The following is a 24580-nucleotide window of genomic DNA, read 5'->3' on the forward strand; positions in this document are numbered from 1 at the left end:
TTATGCTGACGGCCATATTGATTTTTGTGCTTGCCGGTTTTGCCGAAATCGGCGGAGGGTATTTGGTTTGGCTTTGGCTGCGGGAAGCGAAGCCCCTTTGGTTTGGGATTTTGGGGAGCGTCATTCTGATTCTGTACGGCATCCTTCCCACGCTTCAAAGCTTCCCGTCTTTCGGACGAGTCTACGCCGCATACGGCGGCGTGTTCGTGGTTCTCGCTGTGCTGTGGGGCTGGATCGTCGACAAGAAAACACCCGATTTGTACGACTGGCTGGGAGCCGTCGTTTGCATTGCGGGCGTGTCCATTATGCTGTGGGCGCCGAGAAGCGAGTAACCTCGCAGCTGTTTGAAACTAACTTTCCCAGTACTCATGGGTGTGGGGGAATCCTCGTGCAAGAGTCCGCTGTCGAGTTTATCGAAACCCGGTATTTTACCCCCGACGATTTCACAAGAGAATTCGAAATTTGGCCGATCGGCGTCGGCCGCAACATCGCCAAGCCGAATTATTCGACCAAACCGCGCGCATTGGAGCATTGCAGCATCCATTTCGTCATCGAAGGTAAGGTGGAGGTAAATTACGGGGCGAACCGCATCGTGTTGTCCCATGGGGACGCTTTCTGCATGTTTCCGGGGGCGGTTTACCAGTACCGGTATGTGCCGAGCGAAAAGCCGTTGTCCATGTACTGGATATCGTTTACCGGGTCGCTCTCCGAGGCGATGCTGACCCGAATCGGCTTTCGGGAGTCGGCCTCCTATTTGAAGCAGGTTCTGACCACAGAACTTCTTCTTACGATCAAAAACCTATTCCATCCCGCCTCCGACGGGCCTAAGGGCCAACTTCGGCTCCAATCGTCCTTATACGGCATTTTCAGCCACATGATGCCCGACGATGAACGGTCGACGAACAAACAAGTTCCGCAGCTGATCGCAGGCAGCCTCAAGTTTATGGACGCCCACTATTCCGAGGGAATCAACGTCAAGGACGTGGCCGCGAACGCAACGTTGCACCGGACCTACTTTTCGAAAATATTTACCGAGCACGTCGGGATGTCCCCGAAAAAATACCTCGAAAATTTGAAAATGGAAAAATCGCTTGAATTGCTGCAAAACACATCGTATACGATCAGCGTCATTTCCCACTCCTTGGGTTATACGGATCCTTACACGTTCACGCATGCGTTCACACGCCATTTCGGCGTTTCCCCGGGCAAATGGCGCAAGACCATGCCGTCGACACCTGACAAAATGACAAAAGGACGCGACGGATGAACATTGTTTCCTCGAAGGCGGCAAGTATAATGAGAGCAAGTTCCCCGGGCGAACGGAAACTCATTCTATAGACGAGGCGAGGACACGCCGCTTGAACGAACAATTGCGAACCGATGTGTTGGTGTTGGGCGGAGGTACCGCCGGCGTAATGGCCGCCATTGCGGCCGCGGAAGAAGGAGTCGACGTCGTCTTGGTCGAGCGGGACAGCGCGCTGGGCGGCGTCGGCGTTCGGGCGGGCATCCAGAACTATTACTATGGTTTGACGGGCGGCATCCAGAATCGTCTGGACAAGTCGACGCGTTCTTTCCAGAAACTATGGGAAAGCAAGGCGTCTGGGCTGCTTCCTGACGCGAAATCCGCGGCCATAAGCCGGCTGATCGAACGGCTCGGCATCCGAGTCGTCTATGAAGCGACGGTTGCCGAGATGATCATGGAGGACCGCACGGTCAAGGGTGCGGTCGTGGAGAGCGAACGGGACGCGATTCGCATCGAAGCGCGCGTGACCGTCGATGCGACCGGCGACGGCGACGCCGCCTATTTGGCGGGGGCGCCCTACACGTTGGGGCGGGAGTGGGACGGGTGCCAGCACGCGTATTCGTTGATTCCCCGCTTCGTGGACGAGAACAACGTAGTGCGGAACATCAACTACGATGTCGGCTGGCTGGACGTAACGGACCCCGTCGACGTATCGAGAGCATACCGGGTCGGGCGCCGCGTCGTCTGGAGGGCGGGCGCAACGCCGGAGAACGCGCACTATTTCGTCGCCGGCCCCCAACTGGGCGTGCGGGAAGGCCGCAGAATCATCGGCGAGTTTGTGCTTCATCAGGACGATTTGCTGCTGGATAGACGCTTTGACGACGCGGTGATGCGTTGTTTCGCCCACCACGAAAATCACGCTTACGACTACGCCAACGAAAGCGATCTTGCGCAAATCTGGATCGGAGTGCTCGGCAAATGGAAGTTTTTGTTCGGCGGGGACGTTCCGTACCGCTGCCTGCTCCCGCTCGGGATCGAAGGACTGCTGGTCGGATGCCGCGCGTTGTCTCAGGACCATGATTGCGGAAATTTGTTTCGCATGCAGCGGGATATGCAGAAGCTGGGCGAGGTAAGCGGCGTCGCCGCGGCGATGTGCGTCCGGTCGAACGCGCTTCCCCGGCAGCTCGACGTGAAGGCGTTGCAACGCGCGCTGGTGACAAGGGGAGTGCTGCGCGAGTCGGATCTAACGAGGGAGAGCTCGCCTTGGCTTACCTTTACCGGAGAGACGCCGGAGGATCGGCAGCGGGTCATCCGAAACGGCGTCTCGCCGGAGGATGTCCATGACATCATTTCATATCTGGGCACCGAAGAGGAATCCACTGCGCTGTGGTGGTTATGGCATTTCGGCGAAGCCTCCGTAGTCCCGCTGCTGGAAGCGATGCGGGACGCGAAAGGCGGCCGGCTTCGCGGGATCGCGTTTGCGCTAGGTTTATTGAAGCGCGAGGAAAGCATTCCGTGTTTGGCTTCGTCGTTTCGGAACCGGGAATCCGACAAACCGAACGACCTCGACCGAACGATGGAACGTTGGCAATCGGCTCTGGTATTGCTGCGCCGCATGGGAAGCGATTGCGTGATCGACGATGTGTTGGAACGAATACGGAGCGAACGCAAAAGCACGACGCTCCTCTTGTACCTGCACTACCTGATTGCCATATCCGACCGACTCGCGGACGCACGGAAGGCGGACGTGCGTTCCGCCGCGCAAGCCGTTCTTGCCGGTGCCGATTTGGGCGACGACTACGCGCTGCACGGATCGGGTCTATCGATTCCGGCCGCCGCCGATACCCGATCGATTAAATGGAGCCTCGACGCGACAGCCGCCTATTTGTTGGCAATGGCCGACGGCGACGGCTGCCGTCTGTTGGAGCGATACGCCCGGGATGAGCGCGGGTACGTCCGCACGGCGGCCAGCACCCTGCTGGAACGGTTGAAGGGCGCAAAAGGGAGAGGGTAACCGTGGGTAAACGACCTTTGGACGTTCGTACGAATGCTTTGGCGGACGATTACGACGCCGTGGTGTTCGGCGGCGGCATCAGCGGTACGGCGGCGGCGTATGTCTTAGCCAGAGAAGGTTTGCGCGTCCTCCTGTGCGAAACGACGGGAACGCTGGGGAGGGAAATCGTGCGCGGCCGCAACCAATTCGCCGGATTGCCCCGATATTCGGAAGTTTCCTCCGCAGTTCGGGAATTTTTCCGGTGCCTTATGCTTCACAGAGGCTGGTTTGACGGCGAGATGGATCCGGCTGCGGCGGCGGTCGCATTCGACAGCATGATGGAACAGGTCGGCGCTGACGTCCTGTTTCAGGTGTGGCCATCGGAGGTTTGCGCGGAAGGCGGGCGCATCGCAGGGGCCGTCCTCGCGACGAAAACCGGATATCGGGCGATCCGGACGACGAAGGTCGTCGATGCGACCAGCCACGGCAAACTCGCCCAAAGCTGGTTCGAAGGGAGCGCGAATCCGGACGCGAGGACGGTGCTGCACGTCCTCTTCAACGGAGCGGACGGAGATTGCGAAACGGAACAAAGCTGGACCACGGTCGGACTCGGCGAGATCAGGGCATCCTGCAGGCCGACCTACTGGCCCGGGGAGCGACGATTGTCCCTATGCGCGGACAAATTCGTAACCCGATCGGAGTGGATGCTTCATTTGCCGTCCATCGTCCCGGAGCTCAAGCGTTCGTTTCCTTCGCTGAGCGGCAGTGCGTTCACATACGTCGCCGACGATGTAGGGCAAACCCCCCGTCTGCGTTTCCGGACCGGTTCCATCGACACCCGAGCGGCGGGACATGTGGAAGATTCGGAAGGCCTTCCTTACGAAATTCGACGCAATATGCTTGGCGATCCCCTGAGGCTGCAGGGATTTGCGATGGCGGGCAGCTGGCTGGAAGGCATGCCGTTCGATCCCGCCCAGGAGGAAAGATCGCTGATGAACGCATTCCGGCTGGGAGAGCTTGCAGGACGATCCTTGCTGGCCGATTGACCGTTGACCGTGTCCTCGCGAACCATACGCCATGGAAAGAAGGCCGTCCCTCAGTCGTCTAGGACGACTGAGGGGCGGCCCCTCTCCTGCGCTTCGTTTCCGGATTCGAGGGAAAATCAGCTCCCCTCGGCCGCCGGAATCGGCGCGACTTGGAAATTGTCGATCGCGCTTTCGCTGTTAAAGCTTCGGACCCCTGCCTTCCCGTGCGTGAAAGCCGTCTCGCTGTGGTCGGTGTAGTCGATCAGCGGCGTGTCCATATCCCCGACGTACACCTGGATTCGATTTCCTTGCGCGACTACCTTCAGATGCTGCCATGTCCCGACCGTTCCCGACAGCGGCTTTCCGGCCAAGTGTTGGAAGCCGTAATTGAATTTGCCCAATTGCACGCCGTCTGCGGTCAAGTAGGCCATATATCCCTGCAAGAAATCGTCTCGGTTCTGTCCGTATTCCGTTCCGTCGGCCGGGTTGTTGACGCGGAAGAGAATCCCCGCGTTACCTCCTCCTCGCGTATTTCGCCCCAACCGAATATCCGTCTCCACGATATAATCCGACCATCTGTCGTCGCCGATCACCGCTTTCGGATACCCATTCGGCTGGGATAGAAACTCGCCTTGTTTCGGGACGTCCGGGTCGTTATGGAAACGGAAGCTGTAAAAGTCGAATTCGCCTTTAACGATCTCCGCTTTGACGGTGTGCCGGCCTGCGGGAAGGACGACGCCCTCTTTCGTCATCGTCATCCACTCATGGAAATTGCCCGTGTTCGGAATGTCGATGATGCCCGTTAGATCGATCGTATCGTCGAGCCAGAACCGAACCTGGCTGCCGTTCATGGCCGTAGCGAATCTCAAATCGAGTTTGTAGGTGGTCTCCGTGACGCTTACGTCGTACTTCAACCATTCGCCGGTTTGGTTCCACCCCGTCGTGAAGCCTTCCGGGAGCAGCCGAATATCGACATCGTCGGTCCGGTACAGACCGCGGATATTACCCGGCGTATTGTCGTGATATCCGACCCCCTCCCCGCCGTTCATATAATCTACGGCGAGAACGGTTCCGGGAAGTCGGATCGGATCATCCGATGTCCGGAAGGAGAGACCGGCAAAATCGTATTCGCCTTGCACGATTTCGACTGTAAGGGTATGATCGCCTTCCGGCAGCGCGATGTCTCCCAGCTTGACGTTCGTCCACTCATTCCAACCTCCCGTATTGGGAACGTCGACCACGCCGGTCAGATCGACCGCGTCGTTCAACCATAACCGGATTTTCCCGCCGGCGAGCGCCGTTGCGATTCTAGCGCTGACGTCGTAGATCGCCGGCTCGGCGACGGTAACGTTATACTTCAACCACTCGCCGGTCTGGTTCCAGCCGACGTTCCAGCCTCCCTGAGGATGAACGCGAATGTCGACGCCGTCGTCGCGGTACTGGCCGCCGATATTCGCCGGAGTATTGTCATGATAACCGATCCCCTCGCCGCCCGTTCGATAATGGACCGCCTCTACAATGCCAGGGATCGATGCCGGTACGTCGTACGAGACGAATTTGAGCCTTGCAAAATCGTACTCCCCCTTCACCGTTTCGAAGGTGATCGTATGACGGCCTTCCGGTAAATAGAAGCTTGGGGACAGCGTCGTCTTCCAAGTGTTCCAAGCCCCGGTCGTCGGGATGTCGATCGCGCCGGTCAAATCCGTCGTATCGTTCAACCAGAGACGCGCCTCATTGTCCGCGAACGTGGTCGCCGCCGTCACCTCGACGCTGTACGTTCCTGCCCGCTTCACTTCCACATTGTATTTGAGCCATTCTCCGGCACGATTCCAGCCCACGTTCAAACCGTTAACATTGGTGTTCGTTCGAATGTCGACGGAGTCGCCTCGATAAGCCCCCCCTATATTTTCAGGAGTCGTATCATGGTAAGCGACGCCTTCGCCGCCCGTGTTGTAGAAAGGCGCCTCGACGATTCCCGGCACCGGCTTATATGCGTCGAACGCGGGTTCTTCACCGGTATTGACCCGCCAGCCCTGTTCGAATTTCCTCCACTCCGGATCGCCGCCGTCGTTGAAATCGTCGAAGATCGGCGTCGTCGGAACCGTTCGATTGAAGGTCATGGAAGAAAATTCGAACGGCGCGTCTCCGACCGGTACGACCTTGAGCGTCTGCAATCCTTGCGGAAGCTCGACGTTCCGAATCAGCGCATTGCTCCACTTCTCGGCGCCGCCGGTGGAAGGGAGCCGTACTTCGCTCGTCAGTGCGGTCGACTCGTCAAACTCGAGCTTTACGCGCGCATCGACTTCCGCCGCATATCGGATCATCACATCGTAAGTACCCGTTTCGGATACATTGACGCGATATTGCAGATTTCCTTTCCGGAACGACGTAAGGTAATGGCTCCCGTCCGCGGCTTCGGCCGTTCGAATTCGGTTCGAAACGCGATCCGAATCCCCGTTCCCTCCCGTATGATAATGGACCGCTTGGATTTTGCCGGGAATCGGCATGGATGCGGTATGAGCGCTGTTCCCGCCGACTTTGTCGCTGAACGCCGCGAAGCCGAAATCCGCATGCGCATCCGTCGTCGTGTAACCGATGCTGCCTTGGCCCAGCCCTTCGATCGTGCGGGTCTGTTTGAGCATATTGTCTACGTAGACTCGATATTCGGCACCCTCCTTCTCGATCCGGATCTGATGCCACTTCGTATAATCGTAACCTTCCGGAAGCGGGGTAACGACCCGTTCCGCATCTTCGCCGTCGATCCGAAAGAACGTCTCCAGACGGTTGCGATTACGATTCAATACGGCAGTCCCGTAATGATCCTCATTCTTATAGGAAAATACGGCGCCCATCAATGGGCTTTCGCTTTCTCCCTGAGAAACCTGCTTCATGTTGAACTCCGCGGTGAACTGGTCGCCGGTCGCCTTCTTCGAAAGCAGCATGCGAGCTTGCTCCGGCTCTCCTATCGCCTCTTGAACCAAGGTTCCGTTCCGGATTCCCCAAGTCCCCCCGCCGACGGCGTTCCATTCGTCGCCTATTGCGCCTCTTTGAAACCTGTCGCTGAAATCCGGCATGGCCGGATCGGGCTGTTCGGTCGTCGTGGGGCCGAGAACGAGCATTTTGTCTCCGTTCCATACGATCCGGTCCAGGTTCAGATGCCGCCCGGGATTGGCATGGCTGTGGTATACGATATAATCGGAATCCAGATCGGGACCGCGAACGATGGAGTTGTGTCCTAGCCCGACATGCTCTCCCTCTGAATCGAGAAGAATCGGGTTCTGGGAGGCTGCCGGCTCGAAGCCCGAGACCGGATTCGAGCTCGTCGCATAATCCACTCGATAGGCATCGTTCCAAATATGATTTCCGGTGTACGTCATGAAATATTTCCCATCCCGCTTGATGACCGTCGGACCTTCGGTCCATCCCCCCATCGCGGCGCCGGTATTCACAGGCTCCCCGAACGTATAAGGATCGCTCATCGGCCGAACGTTGATATTTCCGCTTCCCGTACTATAGAAATACCATTGCCCGTCGTCGTCGATGAAGACGTGCCCGTCGATCCCGTCGACCGTATTCCCCGTCTGCGCCGTGAACGGACCGATCGGACTGGAGCTCTTCAACACCCGGTGTCCGCGCTGAGTAGTGCCGGGATCGTCTTTGAGCAGCGCCGTATACATGTAAAAATCCCCGTTCCAGTACACCACTTCAGGAGCGTAAGCCCCCTTCGTCACCGGCTCCTCCGCGCAGAGTCCGCGGTATTCCCAATGCACCAAGTTCTCCGAAGACCACACCTTCACGCCGGGCTTATCGTCTACCGTGCTGGTATATAAGTAATAAACGCCGTTAAACTTCAGAATGTACGGGTCCCCTTCGCCGTAAAAGCCCCCATGATCCCAATGCCACGAGTCGGTCACCGGTTGGGGATTGCTATACGCTAAACTTGATGCGGGGAAAGACACGGTCAGGGCGGCGGCGACGAGTCCCGTCAGCCATCTTTTCATATAAGATCAGCTCCTCGATTCAACAAGTGATATCGGTTCAACGCGATATTTCGATCTCAAGCGCATAAACGGAAGCCGCCTTCAGTCGACAGGTCACCGTCCCGTTGGAAAACGGAACCGGATGCGTTGCGCCGACGACGGCATCCGGACAGTCTACGCTGTTGAAAGTTTCATAGCGGTCCGCCGTGGGGGGAAATCAGCTTCTTGAAGGAGAGGAACGTCATATTTCCTCGGGCTCGATGAGCAATCCATGTTCGTCTTCTTCGGCTTTGAGCGCGACGATGCCGACGCGCGTCCGGAACGGAGCGGTACGGTCGTTCCCGAACAAGGTCGAGCGGAGTCTGCCTTCGCGATCGACGAACATCGTACCGTGTCCTCCGTGAGGCACCGCGAGCCGCCTCGGGGAGTAAGGTCCGTACACATGATCGGATACGGCGTACATTAAATCGTACGTGCCGTCTACCCGTTCGTCGCCGTTCCATTCCGCCGCCCCGAGAATGTACTTGTTTCGATATTTGACGAGGAACGCCCCCTCGTACCCGACGCGCCTCCCGTCTTCGCACAGCAGCTTGCGCGGTTCTTCCGCGAAGCCCGTCATATTTTCCTTCATGCGAGCGATCTTCCCGTCCTGCCATACGAAATACACCTGACCGTCTTCATCCAGGAACAGGCTGGAGTCGATATCCGTATTCGTCATCCGCCCCATGTCGATATAGGGTCCCTCCGGCTTTCCCGATACGCTTTTAATCAGCCCGGTGCCTCCGCCCTTCAGCGAATACGTAATCCAGAAGGTACCATACAAATAAATCGTCTCCGGCGCCCAGAGACATGGGTTTTCATAAATATGGTTCTCCCAGGTCCCGTTTTCCGCGAGATCCCATACTTTCCCTACGTGGCTCCATACCTTAAGATCCTTGGAGCTCCACAAGTGAAGCTGGTTGTTCCCGTTCCAGAAGTCTTGACGGGGTCGATCGGAGGTGCCCGTCAAATAATAAGTACCGTCCGGACCTAAGCAAATATGAGGATCTCGAATCGGAAAATCCGCGGCGGGCGCAAGACTTCCGACGGCACCCTTTTCGAGCACGACGTTCTCGCTCGGTCTTATGAATCCCGGGCCCGCTAGGGACATCGGTACGACGGCGGGGTAATGCTCGACCGGCGAATAGCTGCCGCAGCCGGAGAAGGAAGCATACAGCTGTTCGTCCGGTCCGGTAAATAAGGACGCTTGACCGCCGTGGGGCAGCGCCAAATATCTACGGCTGTATGGACCGTAGACGGATCGGCTGACCGCCGCGAACGTATCCACCGCGTCGCTTCCCAGCCGCTCGAACGGTTCAGCGCATAACAGGAAGTAATAGCCGTCCCTCTTGCAGACGAACGCTCCATATGCCCCTGCCTGATGATTCCGGGTATACGCGGGCCGGTCTACCCGTCCGGCCGTGCGCCAAGGCTGCACTTCCGCCCTCCGGGGTTGTTCCAACAGTCCTGTCATCTCCTCGTTCATTCGGGCGATCCTGCCGTTGCCGTACACCCAATAGACCGCACCGTCATCATCCTCGAAGAGGGAGGCATCTCGTCCGTCGGCGGTCATTCTCCCCATATCTTGATATGGGCCGCGGACGCCTCCGGACAAGCTCCGGAGCAAGCCGGTGCCGCCTTGTTGTAGTCCGTAGGCGATCCAGTACGTTCCTCTCGAAAAATGTATTCTCGGAGCGCTGATGCCGCAAGGGCCGTCGTTCTCCCGTTGCCAGGTCCCACCTCCCTCCAAGCTCCATACCGTGACGGGTCCCGTCCAAGTTTGCAAGTCCGAGGACGTCCACATCCGAATGCTCCGGCCGTCCGTCGTTCCGGTCAACGCATACGTTCGATCCGGACCTGCACAAATACTTGCATCCTTCAATGGCGTATGTAATATAGGCCGTACGACGGTTGCCGATTCGGAGAAGGCTGTGCAGGCGGCCCATTCCGTCTCGGGATGAGGCGGTTGATCGAGGAATCGATGCGTCATGTAGATTTCTCTCCATACGAATGAACCGCCGATTTTTCCAGCCTAGGCGCATGTCCTTCCATCACTTGCTTGATGACTTCGAGCGGCAGCTTCGGCTCCCGATCGAAGGTAAGCAAGCCGTTCATTTCCTGTTCCACGTCGGTCAACTGCGTATAACAATACCCTTGAATCGCCTTCGACTGCATGATCGGCTGCACGACGTCGACGATGCGGTTCAGGAAATCTTCTTCGTCGGCGGCCGACGAGTACCCCCACCCCGCCGCTTCTCCTTTGCGAAACGAGATGCCTCCGAATTCCGACATATGGATCGGCTCGCCCTCGTACGGGAAACCCGGTACGTAAATCCAACGGTTCTGCGCGATGCTCCGGATCGCTTCGTCGGCGGTAGCATACCGCTCGCGCAGCACTTCTCGCCGCGATTCGTAATCGTGAATCGTCGCGATATCCGATTTGACATGCTCCCACCCGTCATTGGACAGGACCAAGCGTGTGTCGTCCAACGACTTCGTCAGATGGTACATCGTCAGGGCATGCTCCTGCTGCTTCTTGTCGATCAGCACGTTGGGCACGCCCCAGCTCTCGTTAATCGGCACCCAGACGACGATAGAGGGGTGGTTATAATCTCTCTCGATCGCTTCTTGCCATTCCTTCGTAATGCGGCGCACGTACGTTGCCGAGTATTGGTACGCGTTCGCCATTTCGCCCCAGACGAGAAGCCCCAGCGTATCGCACCAGTATAAGTAACGCGGATCTTCGATCTTCTGATGCTTTCGCGCTCCGTTAAACCCCATCGCCTTCGTAAGCTCGACGTCCCTGCGAAGCATCTCGTCCGAAGGCGCCGTCAGGACGCCGCCGGGGAAATAGCCTTGGTCCAGCACGAGCTTCATGTAATAAGGACGGTTATTGAGGCAAATCACGCCGTCCTCGACGGAAATTTTCCGCATGCCGAAGTAACTCTTCACCGTATCGACGCTTGCGCCTTGGTCGAGCAACTCGAACTCGATGTCGTATAAATTCGGAGTTTCCGGCGACCACCAACGGCCCAAGCCGTGATCGTTGAAGTCGTGCAAGCGGATCGTTCGGCTCTCTTCCGCGGAACTCATCTGCCAGCGATCTCTCGCAACGGGCTCCCCTTGGAAAGAAATCGAAGCGACCAGCTCTAGTCCGGGCCGCCACCCCTCGACGAAGCCTTCGAACCGGATTTCGTTGCGGTCGATGTCCGGCGTCAGCTTCACGCTGCGCAAATACGAGCTCGACACGGCTTCCAACCATACGGTTTGCCAGATGCCGGTCGTTCGAGTATAGAAGATGCCCTCGGATTTCTCCTTCCAATATTGTTTCCCTCGCGGCAGCGTCACGTCCAGGCTGTAATCTTTCGCCCGGACGACGATTTCGTTCGACCCGCGCTTCGCCGCGACCGTGATATCGGCCGTGAAAGGCGTGTGCCCCCCTTCATGGCAAGCGACGAGCTGCCCGTTCACCCATACCTTCGATTCGTAATCGACCGCGCCGAAATGAAGCAGGAGCCGGCGGCCGTCGTATTCGGTCGTCAAATCGAATTCCCTGCGATACCATACCAAGTCGTGGAAAGCAGTGTCTCCGATCCCGCTAAGCTCGCTTTGATAACAGAAGGGGACTCGAATCCGCTTCGAGAAAGGACGGTTCGTATGCCATCCCGCCCCCTCGCCGGCTCCTTCGTCGTCGAACTCGAATTGCCAAATCCCGTTAAGGTTCAGCCATTCGGTCCGCTCGAATTGCGGCCGCGGATATTCGCCCCGCGAGTAAAGTTCTGTATGCGTCATCTCTCCACCGCTCCAATCCGTATTTTACTTTCTCTCTAAAGACGTAACCGTAAGATCGCCCAACGCGGTGTGCTCCGCGAAGCTGGAGCGGATGCCGACTTTGCCGCGCAAGAACGCGCGGTCGTCGAAGTAGGAGAAGACGGGTTCCTTCCCCTGATCGAGGTAAGCTTCGATGCTGCCGCCGACCGCTTCGACTCGGAGTCGGTACGTCTTGTTCAGCTCCAATGCGACGTCCGCCGATACGAGCAGCTCCGAATCGTAATTCAACTTGTACAACTCGATCTCCCGGTCGTTCACGGCGACATAGTACCCCATTATGGCATCGGTCACTTGGTCGGGAAAATGCGACTCGTTCGTGACGCGGAGCAGCACGCCAGCTTGGCCGAACTCCTCCTCTTCGATCGTAATGTCCGTCTCTACGGCATAATCGTCCCACAGCTCGCTCCCGCCGTACATCTTGGCGTCCTCCGTTCCCACGCTGCGGTAAGCGCCGTCCGCGAGCTCCCACGAACCGTGGACGGCATCCGAATCGGACCGTTCCAATACGTTGCGCTCCTCGAACGCTCCGGAGACGGACGGCGAGAATTCGATCGTTCGCCACTCTGCGGTCCCTTCCGTTAATTTGACGGTGAGCGTATGGTAGCCTTCCGCGAGCTCGACCTTCCCCACCCGCGTACGAACCCATTCCGATGCGTCGCCCTCGGGAGACGGGAAGGACGGCAGGCCGTACGAGCCGACCCGTTCGTCGTCGATCAGAAGCTCGATCTCCGCGGACGCCTCAGCCTTCTTCATCAGGACATCCACACCGTAGGTCCCGCTCTTGGATACGTTGACGGCATACCGGAGCCAATCCCCTTCGCCGGTTAGGGCGGCCGAATAGCTCCCGTCCTCCGACTTGCGGATCGCGATCCCGTCACCCTTCCGCCAATCGGACGCCGCGGCCGCATCGGAGCGTCGGTACCCGCGCCCCTCGCCCTTCAAGTAATGGACGGCCTCGATCGAGCCGGGAATCGGCTTCGCCGTTTCGAAGTCGCTCGTCCCGCCGGCATCGTCGGCGAACGCCGTATAAGAGAACGTCGGCTTCGCCTTCTCGTATCGATAACCGATGCTTCCCGCGCCGATCTCCGATGCATCCGACTCCAGCTTCAGCATCGAATCGAGATATACCCTCACAAGCTCGTCCGTTCGCTCCACTCGAATCGAATGGAGCTTCGTGAGATCGGTACCGTCCGGAATCGGCTGCTCATGAAGCACCGTCGACGCTCCGCCTTCCGTCCGAACGAGAGAGATCGTTCCCTTCTCCGGTTGAATGACGGCTTCGCTGTAATGATCTTTATCCGTGTAGGCGAACACCGCGCCGATCCGGCTTTCCGGAGATGCCGCGCGGTCGAGTCGGAAGTTGTATTCGGCCGTGAACACGGAACTTGTACGCGCCTGGCTCACGATCCACCCGCCGTCGTCGCCGACTCGGACCTCCGTCCAACGCCGATCGTCGATCCCGGCATCCAGCCGATCTTCGAAATCCGCCCGCTTCGGCGCCGGTTGGCGGAAGTTCGTGGGACCGAGCGCCGACATCTTCGCGCCGTTGAACGCCAGTCGGTCGATGTTCATCTGCCGTACGGGCGGGCCTTCGGCCGAACGTCCGACCAAGTTGTGATACACGATGTAGTAAGAATCTAAATCCGGTCCCATCACGGTGGAGCTGTGACCGATGCCGTTGAAATCCGGCTGCGTGCTGATGAGGATCGGGTTGTTATCCGGCACGCGGTACGGCCCCGACGGCGATTCCTCGGATACGGCGTAGTTGACGCGATACCCTTTGCTAAACACATGATTTCCGGTTAGCGTCATATAATAACGTCCGTCCCGCTTGATAATCATCGAACCTTCGGTCCAATGCCCGAGGAAGGCGCCGAGGATCGGCTTCCCGTAATCGAACGTCGAGGGCGATGTCATCGGAACCCCGACGATCCCTTCCCGGCCGGCATGCGTGAATAGCATCGTGCCGTCGTCGTCGACGAATACGGAACCGTCGATGCTCATCCCTACATTTTCCGTAATTCTCTCGAACGGCCCGATCGGCGATTCGCTTCGGAAGACGTAATGTCCTTTCCCGGCGGGAGAGGTATATAAATAGAAAAACCCGTTCCAATAGATGACCTCCGGCGCGTATGCGCCGGTAGAGACGGGGTCCTCCGTTACCAAACCCGCGTACGTCCATTTCACGAGATCGTCGGAAACCCATGCTTTGATGCCGACTCGAAAATCCTTCGTACTGACATACAAGTAGTAACGTCCGTCATGACGCATGACGAACGGATCTCCGTTCCCGTAATCCGGCCACTCCTCCTCGAGAGCCGGGAACGGATTCGCATAGGATCGCTCTTCGAACTTCTTCATATCGAACGCCTCCGGTGTACTGGAATCATCGCAGCCCGTCGCGGCGACGGCCGCGAACGCGAGACACCCCGCCAATACGGCTCTCGCGGATCTCAACGCCCCCGTCATAGGGGTTACCCCTTAATGCCGCTAATGGCGAGCGACTCGACGAAGTATCGTTGGCAGAAGAAGAACACGAGGATGACCGGCAGCATGGCGATCACGGCGGCGGCCATAATCATCGGGTAGTTCGATCCCGAGATATACATGGATTGCATGGAAGCGATCAACACCTGGATCGTCTGCTTTTCCGGCGTATGCAAATAAATGAGCGGTCCGAGGAAGTCGTTCCAGATGCCCATGAAGCCTAACGCCGCTTGCGCCGCAAGGGCCGGCTTCATGATCGGAAGCGCGATCGTCCAGAATATCCGGAAAAATCCGCTGCCGTCGATTTTCGCCGCTTCGATCAAGTCGTTCGGCAGCGCACCCGCTAAATATTGCTTCAAGAAAAAAATAACGACGATGTTGCCGAATAAGCCGGGCACGATGAGCGGCAGCAGCGTGTCGACCCATTGAAGCGCCGAAAATCCGATGTATTGCGGAATCATGACGACCGAATACGGAATCATCATCGTTCCGAGGAGGCCCATAAATAATACGCCCTTATAGGGGAACTCGAATTTGCCGAACGCGTAAGACGACATGGCCGAGACGAACAGCCCCACCGTCAACACGACGACCACGATCGTCATGCTGTTCAGAAAGCCGAACAACAACGGCGACTCTTCCCATACGGCTCTGAAGTTGTCGAAGGTAGCCGGGCTCGGAATCCACTTCGGCGGCAAGTCGAATATATGTTTCTGATGCTTCAACGAGGTCGACAGGGTCCAGACGAAGGGAGCGATCATGAAGATGGAGCCCAGAAGTAGAAGGAACATCGCCCATGCATCCGCCGTTTTTTTATATTGCATTCCTTGTACCCCCTATTCTTGATACACCCATCGGTCGGAGAGCTTGAATTGAACCAAGGTGATCAGAAAGATGATGAGACCGAGCACCCAAGCTCCGGCGCTGGCGTAGCCCATATTGAAGTAAGCGAAGGCGTTCTGGAAAATGTAGTAGACGATCGTCGCCCCGCTGTATTCCGGGCCTCCGTCGACGGCCAATACATAAATTTGGCTGAACGATTGGAACGTACCGATCACGCCCATCACGACGACGAAGAAATGAATCGGCGTCAGCAGCGGAATCGTAATGGTCTTCAGCTTCTGCCAACCGCCCGCCCCGTCGATCTCCGCAGCTTCGTAATAAGTGGACGAGATCGATTGGAGTCCCGCGAGGTACAGCACCATCGTCCCTCCGACGCCTCCCCAGAGACCGATAAGAATGAGGGAAGGCTTCACCCAATCGGCTTCGCCCAGCCAATTCGGACCTTCGACGCCGAACAGCTGCCAGAGGAAGTTGTTGAGCAACCCGTAATCCTTGTTCAGAATCCACTGCCAGAGCAAGGACACCGCGATGATCGGCGAGATGACCGGCAAATAATACATCGTCCGCATCACGGAAATTCCCTTGAGCTTGCGATTCATGAGAATGGCAAGAAAGAGCGAAACGACCATACCGATCGGGATGCCGAGCAACAAGTAGAACGTATTGAAAATCGACTTATAAAATTTCTCGTCCTTCAGCAGGTCGACGTAGTTGGCGAAGCCGACCCGTTCCGGGGGAGAAAGCATATCCCAATGATGGAAACTCATATAGATCGAGTACAGGATCGGCACGAGTCCGAAGATCAGAAACCCTAATACCGGAGGCAGCACGAACAAGTAAATCCACCAAAGCTCTTTTTTTCGATATCCGGGTAGCTTATTTTTCATAGGGAGCCCACCTTGCTTCCGTAGTTCGACTTGGGAAAAGGAAGAGAACCGGCGGTACGCGGGGCCGCCGGCAATCTCGATAGCAATCGCGATCTTATTTGTTCCCTTTATCGTAGAGCTCTTGAAGCTTCGGCTGCATCATCGCCGTCCAATCCTTCGCGGACATCTCGCCGTTCCACACCTTGCTGGCTTCCTGCCAGAACGTATCGAGCCACTGATTATCCTTGGAACGGGCGGGAAGATCCGTTCTTCCGTAATCTTGGATAATGTCGAGGAACACTTGGCGATTGGCGGGTGCCTTCTCGTAGGCGATAAACTCGCCGTTCGCCATATCGATCAAGTTCGGTACGGCCTGCCCGAGCTGATAATTTTGCCGTTGGCCTTCTTCGTCGAGCGACAGGAACGCCGCCAGGTTGAAGGCTTCCTCGACGTGTTTCGACTTCGCCGACACGGCGAAGCCCATGGACCCGAGCCACGTCGCCGTCTTTCCCGTGTTCGGACTTGCGGGCCAAGCGGCGATATCCCATCCGAAAGGAAGATCCCAGAACGCCGGTTGATCCCAAGGCCCCATAGCGAACATGCCCATCTGACCGTTCACGAAGCGTGTATACGCATTCATCGCTTGCTCGGCTTCTTGATTCGGACTTACGTTATGCACAAGGTTTAAGTCCGCCGCAAACTGCATCGCTTCGTAAAACTCCGGCTTATCGATCGTGACGGTGCCCGTCGTGGAATCGAGGAAGTCGCCCCCGTTGCCCCAAACCGCGGATTCCAGGTTGTATGCTCCGACTCCGAATACGTCCGTTTTGCCGTCGCCGTCGTTGTCCGCGGTAATTGTCTTCGCCGCTTCCAACATGTCGTCCCACGTCCACTCGCCCGCTTTGGCCGAGGGGTACGCGATGCCGGCTTTGTCGAAGAGGTCCTTGTTATAGACGAACGCCCATGGACCCACGTCCTTCGGAAGTCCGTAAATATCGCCCGTTCCGACCGCCGAACCGTCGTAGCGATAACGATCTAACGCCTGCTTCCACACATTGTCCGGATTGAACAGATCGGTCTGGTCGAGCTGCGCTTGCAGATTCATGAGAATGCCGGACTCCGCGAATCGATAAAATTCCGAACCGCCGACGTAAAATACGTCCGGCGCTTTCCCGGAGCTGACGAGCGTCGTGAGCTTCTGCCCGTACTCGCCGGGGGGGACGGAAGTATACTTCACTTTGACATGCGTGTATTTCTTCTCGAAAGATGCGATCAGCTGCTCGAAAATTTTCTTTTCGTTCGGATTGCCGTGTCCCATAAATTCGATCGTGACCGGTTCTTTCTTCGGTTGTTCCGCCGTCTCCCCGCCGCCGCTCGGTTCGTTCGAGTTCGACGGAGTCGGTTCGGCGCTTTCGCCCGCGTTGCCGCTTCCGCCCGAGCAAGCGGACGACACCAACATGAAGCTCATTAGGACTAGCGATACCCATTTCAAATTGTTTTTCATCTGTTTCCCTTCCTTCTCATTGAATTAATGACCCGTCTTCCACTCTGTAAGCGCTTTACGAAACCCATTATATTAAATATTGATATATGTTTATATACCTTATTTAGTATAAATTTACCGTTCCCGCATTGGATTGCACCAACTTCACGGGAACGACGACTCTTTGCGGCTCGAGCTTCCCCCGAATTTGCTCCAGCAGCAACTCCATCGTGATTCGGCACATCTCTTCTTCGTTCTGACGAATATACGAGACGTCCGGAATGCCCGGCGGGTCGAACGTAATCAGCTCCATCCCTTCCGGGATCCGCTTCCCGACGGTCGTCGCGGCCCCGTACACATAACGGCAAAGTTCCGTATTCACGGTAATCGCGGCCGTCAATTCCGGGTGCCCTTGCAGAAACTCCCTTACCGTTTCGTACGCGCGTCCGCTGGAGATGACGTCGAGCGGGAGCAGACACCATAAGCTCTTGTCGATGGAAATCCGCCGATGGAGGTAAGCCCTTTCAAAACCTTGGGCGCGTTCATCGGTAACCGTGTTGGTGATTTCCGGCGAGATAAAGGCGATCGAGGTATGTCCTTTATCCATCAAATATTCGACGGCCTCGCAAGTTCCGGCGATATTGTCGGAGCTTACGCTGTAGGTCTTAATTTCTTTAAGAAAACGATCGATAAGCACCAACGGGAATCGTTCCAACGATAACCTAAGAATCGAGTCGTTGTAATTTTCGTTCTCCACAGGAAAAATAATGATGCCTTCTACCCCATGCTTAAGAAAAGAATCGATGATCTTCGTTTCCTCTTCCTGCGATTCCCGGGTAATGCGCAGCATCAGATCGAAGCCTGCCGCGGAGGCGTATTTCTCGATGGCGTCCACGAAGCTTTGATCTACCTTCGTCTTCATCGTCGGTACGATCAAGCCGATCGTTCCGCCCGATCCCGGCTTCATTCCGGAGTCGGCGACGCGATCCAGCGCGGATGCGTATTCGGGACGGGTAAGCACGAATGTCCCTTTGCCTTGGACGCGGACGAGCAGTCCTTCCTCGACCAATCCGTTCAAGGCGTTCTTACTCGTAATTTGACTGACGTGATATTTGTCGGCCAGCTCCTTCTCGGAGGGGATCCGGTCGCCCTCCCTCAACACGCCGCTCCCGATCAGTTGTTTGATTTCCAGTTGGATTTTCTTGTAGAGAGGCATGGACTTCATACGCTAGATCACAACCTTCGGGACTTAATATATGTTAGTATATTATTATAAGATAAATAGTATATTACATTGGGTTTGAAGTCTAGGCATATTTTGTTAGCGACAACAAAAAAAGACCGCCCAAGTCCGGAGACCCTAGGCAGTCCATACCATCTGTCATCTATACTTTCCGATAATCTACGGGCACCATGAGGCGACGCGGTTGAAAGATCCCCTGCAGTTGTTCGGTCAGCAACTCTACCGTCATCCGGCTCATCTCGTCTTCCCTTTGCGACAGAACCGATACTCCGTCCAATTCATATGCATCGAACGCGACGAGTTCGACGTCCGCCGGCACCCGCTTCCGCAAGCTGCGCAATGCCGTATAGGCGTAACGCGCCAACTCGGAGTTTACCGCGAATACGGCCGTCGCCTCCGGCTTTCCTTCCAGAAAGCGCAGGATTTCGTCGTACGCCCGCTGTTTGGCGATGCTCTCCAGCGATAACATGCACCACAACTGTTTGTCGATCGGCAAGCCGCTGTCGACAAGCGCCTGTTCGAATCCCTTCGCCCTTTCGTCGGTTACGGAGTTCGTGATTTCCGGAGACAAGTATACGATGGAACGATGCCCTCTCCCGATCAAATCCGTTACCGCTGCGCAAGTTCCTTCCAGGTTCGCCGAGCTCACGCTGTAGGTTTTGATTTCTCTCAGGAAGCGGTCGATGAGGACCAGCGGCACCCGGTCGAGCGACAATCGAAGGATCGCATCGTTATAACTTTCATTTTCTACCGGGAAAATGATAAAGCCGTCTACGCCTCGTTCCCGGAACCGTTCGACCGCTTTCGCTTCTTCTTCCTGAGACTCCCGTGTAATACGCACCAGCAGCTCATAACCCGCTTCCGAGCAGTGCCGTTCGATGCCGTCGAGAAGACGCTGATCCACTTTGGTCTTCATCGTCGGCAAGATCAGCGCAATGGTACTCCGCACGTCATCCGACGCCGTCGCCGGCTCCCCCTCCGGCATTCGAACGAATGTCCCCTTGCCTTGGAAGCGAACCAGCAACCCTTCCTCCACCAGTCCGACTAAGGCGTTCTTGGAAGTAATTTGGCTGACTCCGTATTGAGCGGCCAATTCCTTCTCCGACGGGACGCGATCTCCCGGACGCAATGCGCCGTCGCGAATTTTCCGCTTAATCTCTTGTTGGATGCGTTGATATAACGGTTCTATGCGACGCTCACCTGCCTATCTCTTCCAAGCGGATATGACGATAAATAACTTTAATTTAGTATATCGATTTAACCTAACATTAGCTAGAACAAGCTTCATCGATAATAGTTAAAACCATACCTTTCGTTGCAAGAATACTTAGGTCAGGTCACAAGGACAGTGTTAAGTACTTTGTTAGCTGCTTTACGACAAAACCCGCATCCGGACCTACACCCCTTAATGTGGCGGACGAAAAGGATCGCTGCCCTTCCAGCCCCACGAAGTACAGTCCCGGTACGCTGCTTATCCCCCCGCGCTGCAGCGGTTTTCCGCTTTCATCGAGTGCTCCGATCGCTTCAAGGTAAGGTACATAAGGCCTGTACCCTGTTGCATAGATAATTGTATCCACCTTTTCTCTTTGCGAATTTGGCCAAACTACACCATCCTCATAGAAGCTTGTAAACATGGGTTGTTGATCCGGTTTCCCGGCGGAAATTTTTGCTTCATACTGTCCTGTATCATTGACAGCGCTTGAACCCGGCGCGATTATTCCGAATCGCCAGAATGGAAAGGTATCGAAGCCGGTAAGCCGAACCCAAGCATGCAAATCCAGACCCAAAAACCTTTGTTTCACAAATTGAACAGGCTGCAAAACCGCTAAGGACGTTATACTTACCTCCGCCAATTCCACTCCGATTTGTACAGCCGAGTTTCCTCGTCCAACCACTACGATTCGTCGGTTGCGGAAAGGCTCCGGATTTCGATACTCGGACGAATGAATCATGTTCCCTTGAAATAGCTCCTCCCCGGGGATCGAAGGCTTGTAGGGATTGTGGAACGATCCGGTTGCGTTGATGATCGTACGGGAGAGGAACCGATCGCCGGCCGCGGTGCGGATGGAAAACCCGGTTCCTTCCTTCTCAACGGATTCGACACGCTGGTTGGTTCGAACCGGCAGTTGGAATTTATCCCGGTATTTCTGTAAGTAACGAATGACCTCGTCTCTCGTGGGATAGCCGTTCGGTTCCCCTGGAAACTTCATCTCCGGGAGCGCCGAAAAGCGGGCCGGCGAGAAGAGCTTTAAACTATCGTAGTAACGCGGCCATGACCCTGCGGCTTGTTCTCCTGCTTCCAAAATCAAAAATCGGAGCCCTTTCTTCTTTAGATGATACCCGGAGGCAAGCCCGGCTTGCCCACCGCCAATGACGATGCAATCATAAACTGTATGCATACGCAACCCACCTCATTTCATTTGCATTTTGCAACTATTATTTAAAATAAATCACCCGTCTTGGGTGGAACAGCATAACCTTGTTTTCGACATGGCTCCCATCAGGAGTCGCAGCGAACGAAGGACGGTTTCTCTTTCAAATTCGTTCATATGGGAAAAAACTTCGTCTAGATAGGCATTGATTTGTTTATCGATCGTCGCAGCCACGAACTTCCCTTCCGTCGTCAACGAAAGAACGTACACCCTTCGATCGTCGGGATCAGCGGTTTTTTGCACTAAATTCATCTTCATTAATGATTGAACTTGTCGGCTAAAAGTCGTAATGTCGGTACCTAGCGCCTCCGCAACCTGCTGTACAGACGGGTTATGCTGATGATCGATTTCGTAAAGAATTTGGCTTTGGACTAGGGAAATGTCGACCCCCCCGGCGGAACAACAGTTTTTATTTAGAAACCCAAACCTGCGGGTCAGAATTTGGAATAGTTCGCGAACGTTTTCCATGAGAATCACCTCTAGATCCTTTATATCGCATTTATTTGCATTTTGCAAGTAAATATTATCTTAACATTTTCCGAGATGACAATATAATTAATTAATTATATAATGATATTCGAATAACAAAGGAGGTTCCAACCGGTGATAAAGCCAATACGGATTTACTTCCTCTGTATGCAAAATCGTTGCCGGAGCCAAATCGCCGAAGCTTATGCGAAGCATTTCGGCGGTCCGAACATCATCGTCCAGAGTGCCGGCTTGGAGGGCGAGGATATCCACCCGTTAACGATCGAGGTCATGCGGGAGGAAGGAATCGATCTAGGCAACCAATCCGCGAAGACGATCGATATGAAGACGTTTATGGCGGCAAACGTCGTGGTTAAGCTTTGCGAGCAACTGAAAGAGCGCTGCCCGGTCGTCCCGTTCGGGATTCAAAATTACCAGTGGGACATTCCCGACCCGCTCCCTAGCGGCGACATCGCGGAAGTTCGGAAAGCTCGAGACGCCATTAAGCGGAAGGTTCTGGAGCTCCTCTCGAACCTGAACGTCCTGCAGGCCGACCATGGCACGGCCGCATTCCCCGCAAGTACGGAGGAATTCGCCGAGTTGTTTAAGCTCCTGGGCGATAAGAACCGATTAACCATCGTTTCCCTTTTGAAAGAGCGAGAGTTATGCGTTTGCGAACTGGTAGAGCTTCTTCAAACCAGTCAACCGAACATTAGTCAACATCTAAGAAAATTGAAGGATGCGGGATTGCTACATGAATCCAGGAAAGGGCAATGGGTATATTATTCCCTGAATACCAAGGATAAGCCCCATTTGGAACCCATCCTGGCAATTCTTCCATCGGCAAAAGAGAAATTCCATCAACTGACCGACACGAATTCCTGCAGCTAAATCGGAGGCCCCGTCATGATGATCATCGCATCGCTTATATTCATCGTCACCTTAACGTTCGTCATTTGGCAGCCGAAAGGACTCAACATCGGATGGTCCGCTTCCGCAGGGGCGATCCTTGCCCTTCTGTTTCAAGTCGTAAGTCTCGGCGACGTAGCCGCCGTCACCGGCATCGTCTGGAATGCGACGTTAGCGTTCGTTGCCGTCATCCTCATTTCCCTCATCCTTGACGACATCGGTTTTTTTGAATGGTCCGCCCTTCACATGGCCCGGTTAGCCAAAGGAAACGGAAAACGAATGTTTGTGTACGTCATTCTTCTTGGCGCCGCTGTCGCAGCCCTTTTCGCGAACGATGGAGCGGCCCTGATCTTGACTCCGATCGTCCTAGCGATGGTCCGGGCTTTGCGCTTTCCCGACAAGATGATCTTGCCTTTCATTATGGCTAGCGGATTTATTGCGGACACTACCTCCCTGCCGCTTATCGTGAGTAACTTGGTGAACATCGTTTCCGCTGACTTCTTCGGGATTACCTTTCTCGAATATGCAAGCCGGATGATTGTTCCCAGCCTGTTCTCCCTTGGCGCCAGCTTACTCGTTTTATTTCTGTTCTTCCGCAAGGACATCCCGGAGAATTACGATGTAAGCCAACTCAAGAAGCCCTCCGAGGCGATCAAAGACCGGGGGCTGTTCTTATGGTCTTGGATGATCCTTGGCATTCTGCTGCTCGCCTATCTCGTCAGCGGGTTTGTTCAGATTCCCGTTTCCATCGTCGCCGGCGCAGTGGCACTCCTGTTTATCATCATTGCCCAGCGGAGCAAGGCGATTGAGACGATGCGCATCATCAAAGATGCGCCTTGGGCCGTCGTTGTGTTCTCCATTGGGATGTATGTAGTGGTTTACGGCCTGCGGAACGTGGGACTTACAGATATGTTGGGTCATGTCATCGGACAGTTTTCCGAGCAGGGGTTGTTTATTTCGACCATAGGAATGGGGTTCTTGGCCGCGATCCTCTCCTCTATCATGAACAACATGCCTACGGTCATGATCAATGCCTTAGCTATCGATGCGACCGATACAGCCGGCGTCATCCGGGAGTCCCTCGTGTATGCCAACGTCATCGGTTCGGACCTCGGTCCGAAGATTACGCCGATCGGTTCGCTGGCTACGCTCTTATGGCTGCATGTCCTCTCCCGCAAAGGCGTGAATATTACGTGGGGGTATTACTTCAAGGTGGGGATCCTATTGACGGTTCCTACGCTTTTTATCACGCTTGCAGGGCTTTCCTTATGGCTAGCCCTTATCTCTTAAACGCGAACTTTCAGGAGGAATCACGATGGACAAACAATTGGTCTACTTCCTTTGCACGGGCAACTCCTGCCGCAGCCAAATCGCCGATGGCTTTCTTAAAGCATTGGGCGGCGACAAGTACGAAGTCAAGAGCGCCGGCCTTGAGGCGCATGGCTTGAACCCTCGCGCCGTTCAAGTGATGAAAGAAGCCGGCATCGACATTTCGCACCACACTTCCGACGTCATCGACCCGGAAACGTTAAGCAAGGCGGACTATATTATTACGCTTTGCGGACACGCCAACGATAACTGCCCTGTCGTGCGTAACGATAAAGCCGAGCGTTGGCATTGGGGGTTTGACGATCCGGCCAAAGCGACAGGCACCGAAGAAGAAATTATGGCGAAATTCCGGGAAGTTCGGGATGCCATTCAGGCTCGCATGGAACAGTTCGTGAAGGAAGGAAAATAA

General features: G+C 55.6%; 18 protein-coding genes. 7 read left to right on the top strand and 11 right to left on the bottom strand.

Annotation, left to right across the window (positions count from 1 at the left end; all coding sequences use genetic code 11):
• The first annotated feature begins 2 nt into the window (after positions 1-2).
• The 4 genes from RIN49_RS08695 to RIN49_RS08710 all read left to right on the top strand — a co-directional run bounded on the left by RIN49_RS08695 (position 3) and on the right by RIN49_RS08710 (position 4282).
• Positions 3-332, top strand: coding sequence for a YnfA family protein (locus RIN49_RS08695; protein ID WP_309119776.1), 330 nt, complete (start codon positions 3-5; stop codon positions 330-332).
• The gene (locus RIN49_RS08700) at positions 311-1267 is read left to right on the top strand and encodes an AraC family transcriptional regulator (protein WP_309119777.1); all 957 of its coding nucleotides are present in this window, start codon (positions 311-313) and stop codon (positions 1265-1267) included. The genes RIN49_RS08695 and RIN49_RS08700 overlap by 22 nt, the downstream gene beginning before the upstream one ends.
• A 91-nt stretch (positions 1268-1358) precedes the next feature.
• Entirely contained in the window at positions 1359-3257 is a 1899-nt protein-coding gene (locus RIN49_RS08705) for an FAD-dependent oxidoreductase (protein ID WP_309119778.1), read from the top strand.
• A 2-nt stretch (positions 3258-3259) separates the two neighbouring features.
• Entirely contained in the window at positions 3260-4282 is a 1023-nt protein-coding gene (locus RIN49_RS08710) for an FAD-dependent oxidoreductase (RefSeq protein ID WP_309119779.1), read from the top strand.
• Positions 4283-4398: 116 nt separating this feature from the next.
• Here the strand turns inward: RIN49_RS08710 and RIN49_RS08715 are convergent, their stop codons facing one another.
• The 11 genes from RIN49_RS08715 to RIN49_RS08765 form a co-directional block, all read right to left on the bottom strand.
• Positions 4399-8262 carry a carbohydrate-binding protein gene (locus RIN49_RS08715; RefSeq protein WP_309119780.1) on the bottom strand — a complete coding sequence of 1288 codons (3864 nt, stop codon included), beginning with the start codon at positions 8260-8262 and terminating at the stop codon, positions 4399-4401.
• A 220-nt stretch (positions 8263-8482) separates the two neighbouring features.
• Complete coding sequence (locus RIN49_RS08720; protein ID WP_309119781.1) at positions 8483-10270, bottom strand: family 43 glycosylhydrolase; 1788 nt, start codon at positions 10268-10270, stop codon at positions 8483-8485.
• Positions 10267-12072: a glycoside hydrolase family 2 protein gene (locus tag RIN49_RS08725; RefSeq protein WP_309119782.1), complete on the bottom strand. Its 1806-nt coding sequence runs from the start codon at positions 12070-12072 to the stop codon at positions 10267-10269. Before RIN49_RS08725 ends, RIN49_RS08720 begins: the two co-directional genes overlap by 4 nt.
• 24 nt (positions 12073-12096) lie before the next feature.
• The gene (locus RIN49_RS08730) at positions 12097-14580 is read right to left on the bottom strand and encodes a family 43 glycosylhydrolase (RefSeq protein ID WP_309119783.1); all 2484 of its coding nucleotides are present in this window, start codon (positions 14578-14580) and stop codon (positions 12097-12099) included.
• A gap of 5 nt (positions 14581-14585) precedes the next feature.
• Positions 14586-15422: a carbohydrate ABC transporter permease gene (locus RIN49_RS08735; RefSeq protein WP_309119784.1), complete on the bottom strand. Its 837-nt coding sequence runs from the start codon at positions 15420-15422 to the stop codon at positions 14586-14588.
• A gap of 12 nt (positions 15423-15434) precedes the next feature.
• Positions 15435-16328 (bottom strand): carbohydrate ABC transporter permease, encoded by an 894-nt coding sequence (locus tag RIN49_RS08740; RefSeq protein ID WP_309119785.1) that lies wholly within the window; start codon positions 16326-16328, stop codon positions 15435-15437.
• A 94-nt stretch (positions 16329-16422) separates the two neighbouring features.
• Positions 16423-17811, bottom strand: coding sequence for an ABC transporter substrate-binding protein (locus tag RIN49_RS08745; protein ID WP_309119786.1), 1389 nt, complete (start codon positions 17809-17811; stop codon positions 16423-16425).
• Between the two features lie 103 nt (positions 17812-17914).
• Positions 17915-19015 (bottom strand): GntR family transcriptional regulator, encoded by a 1101-nt coding sequence (locus RIN49_RS08750; protein ID WP_309119787.1) that lies wholly within the window; start codon positions 19013-19015, stop codon positions 17915-17917.
• Between the two features lie 160 nt (positions 19016-19175).
• Positions 19176-20222: a GntR family transcriptional regulator gene (locus RIN49_RS08755; protein ID WP_309119820.1), complete on the bottom strand. Its 1047-nt coding sequence runs from the start codon at positions 20220-20222 to the stop codon at positions 19176-19178.
• 148 nt (positions 20223-20370) lie between these two features.
• Positions 20371-21432 (bottom strand): flavin-containing monooxygenase, encoded by a 1062-nt coding sequence (locus RIN49_RS08760; protein WP_309119788.1) that lies wholly within the window; start codon positions 21430-21432, stop codon positions 20371-20373.
• Positions 21433-21483: 51 nt separating this feature from the next.
• Positions 21484-21933 carry a MarR family winged helix-turn-helix transcriptional regulator gene (locus tag RIN49_RS08765; protein WP_309119789.1) on the bottom strand — a complete coding sequence of 150 codons (450 nt, stop codon included), beginning with the start codon at positions 21931-21933 and terminating at the stop codon, positions 21484-21486.
• Between the two features lie 135 nt (positions 21934-22068).
• Here RIN49_RS08765 and RIN49_RS28775 point away from each other — a divergent pair, with 135 nt between their 5' ends.
• The 3 genes from RIN49_RS28775 to arsC are packed head-to-tail and all read left to right on the top strand — an operon-like array spanning position 22069 to position 24580.
• Positions 22069-22824 (top strand): metalloregulator ArsR/SmtB family transcription factor, encoded by a 756-nt coding sequence (locus RIN49_RS28775; protein WP_375295223.1) that lies wholly within the window; start codon positions 22069-22071, stop codon positions 22822-22824.
• 15 nt (positions 22825-22839) lie between these two features.
• A complete protein-coding gene (locus tag RIN49_RS08780) occupies positions 22840-24132 on the top strand; it encodes an arsenic transporter (protein ID WP_309119790.1) in 1293 nt (430 codons plus the stop codon).
• Positions 24133-24157: 25 nt separating this feature from the next.
• The gene (arsC, locus tag RIN49_RS08785) at positions 24158-24580 is read left to right on the top strand and encodes an arsenate reductase (thioredoxin) (protein WP_309119791.1); all 423 of its coding nucleotides are present in this window, start codon (positions 24158-24160) and stop codon (positions 24578-24580) included.

The sequence above is a fragment of the Paenibacillus sp. genome, assembly GCF_031177825.1.
GTDB lineage: Bacteria > Bacillota > Bacilli > Paenibacillales > YIM-B00363 > Paenibacillus_AE.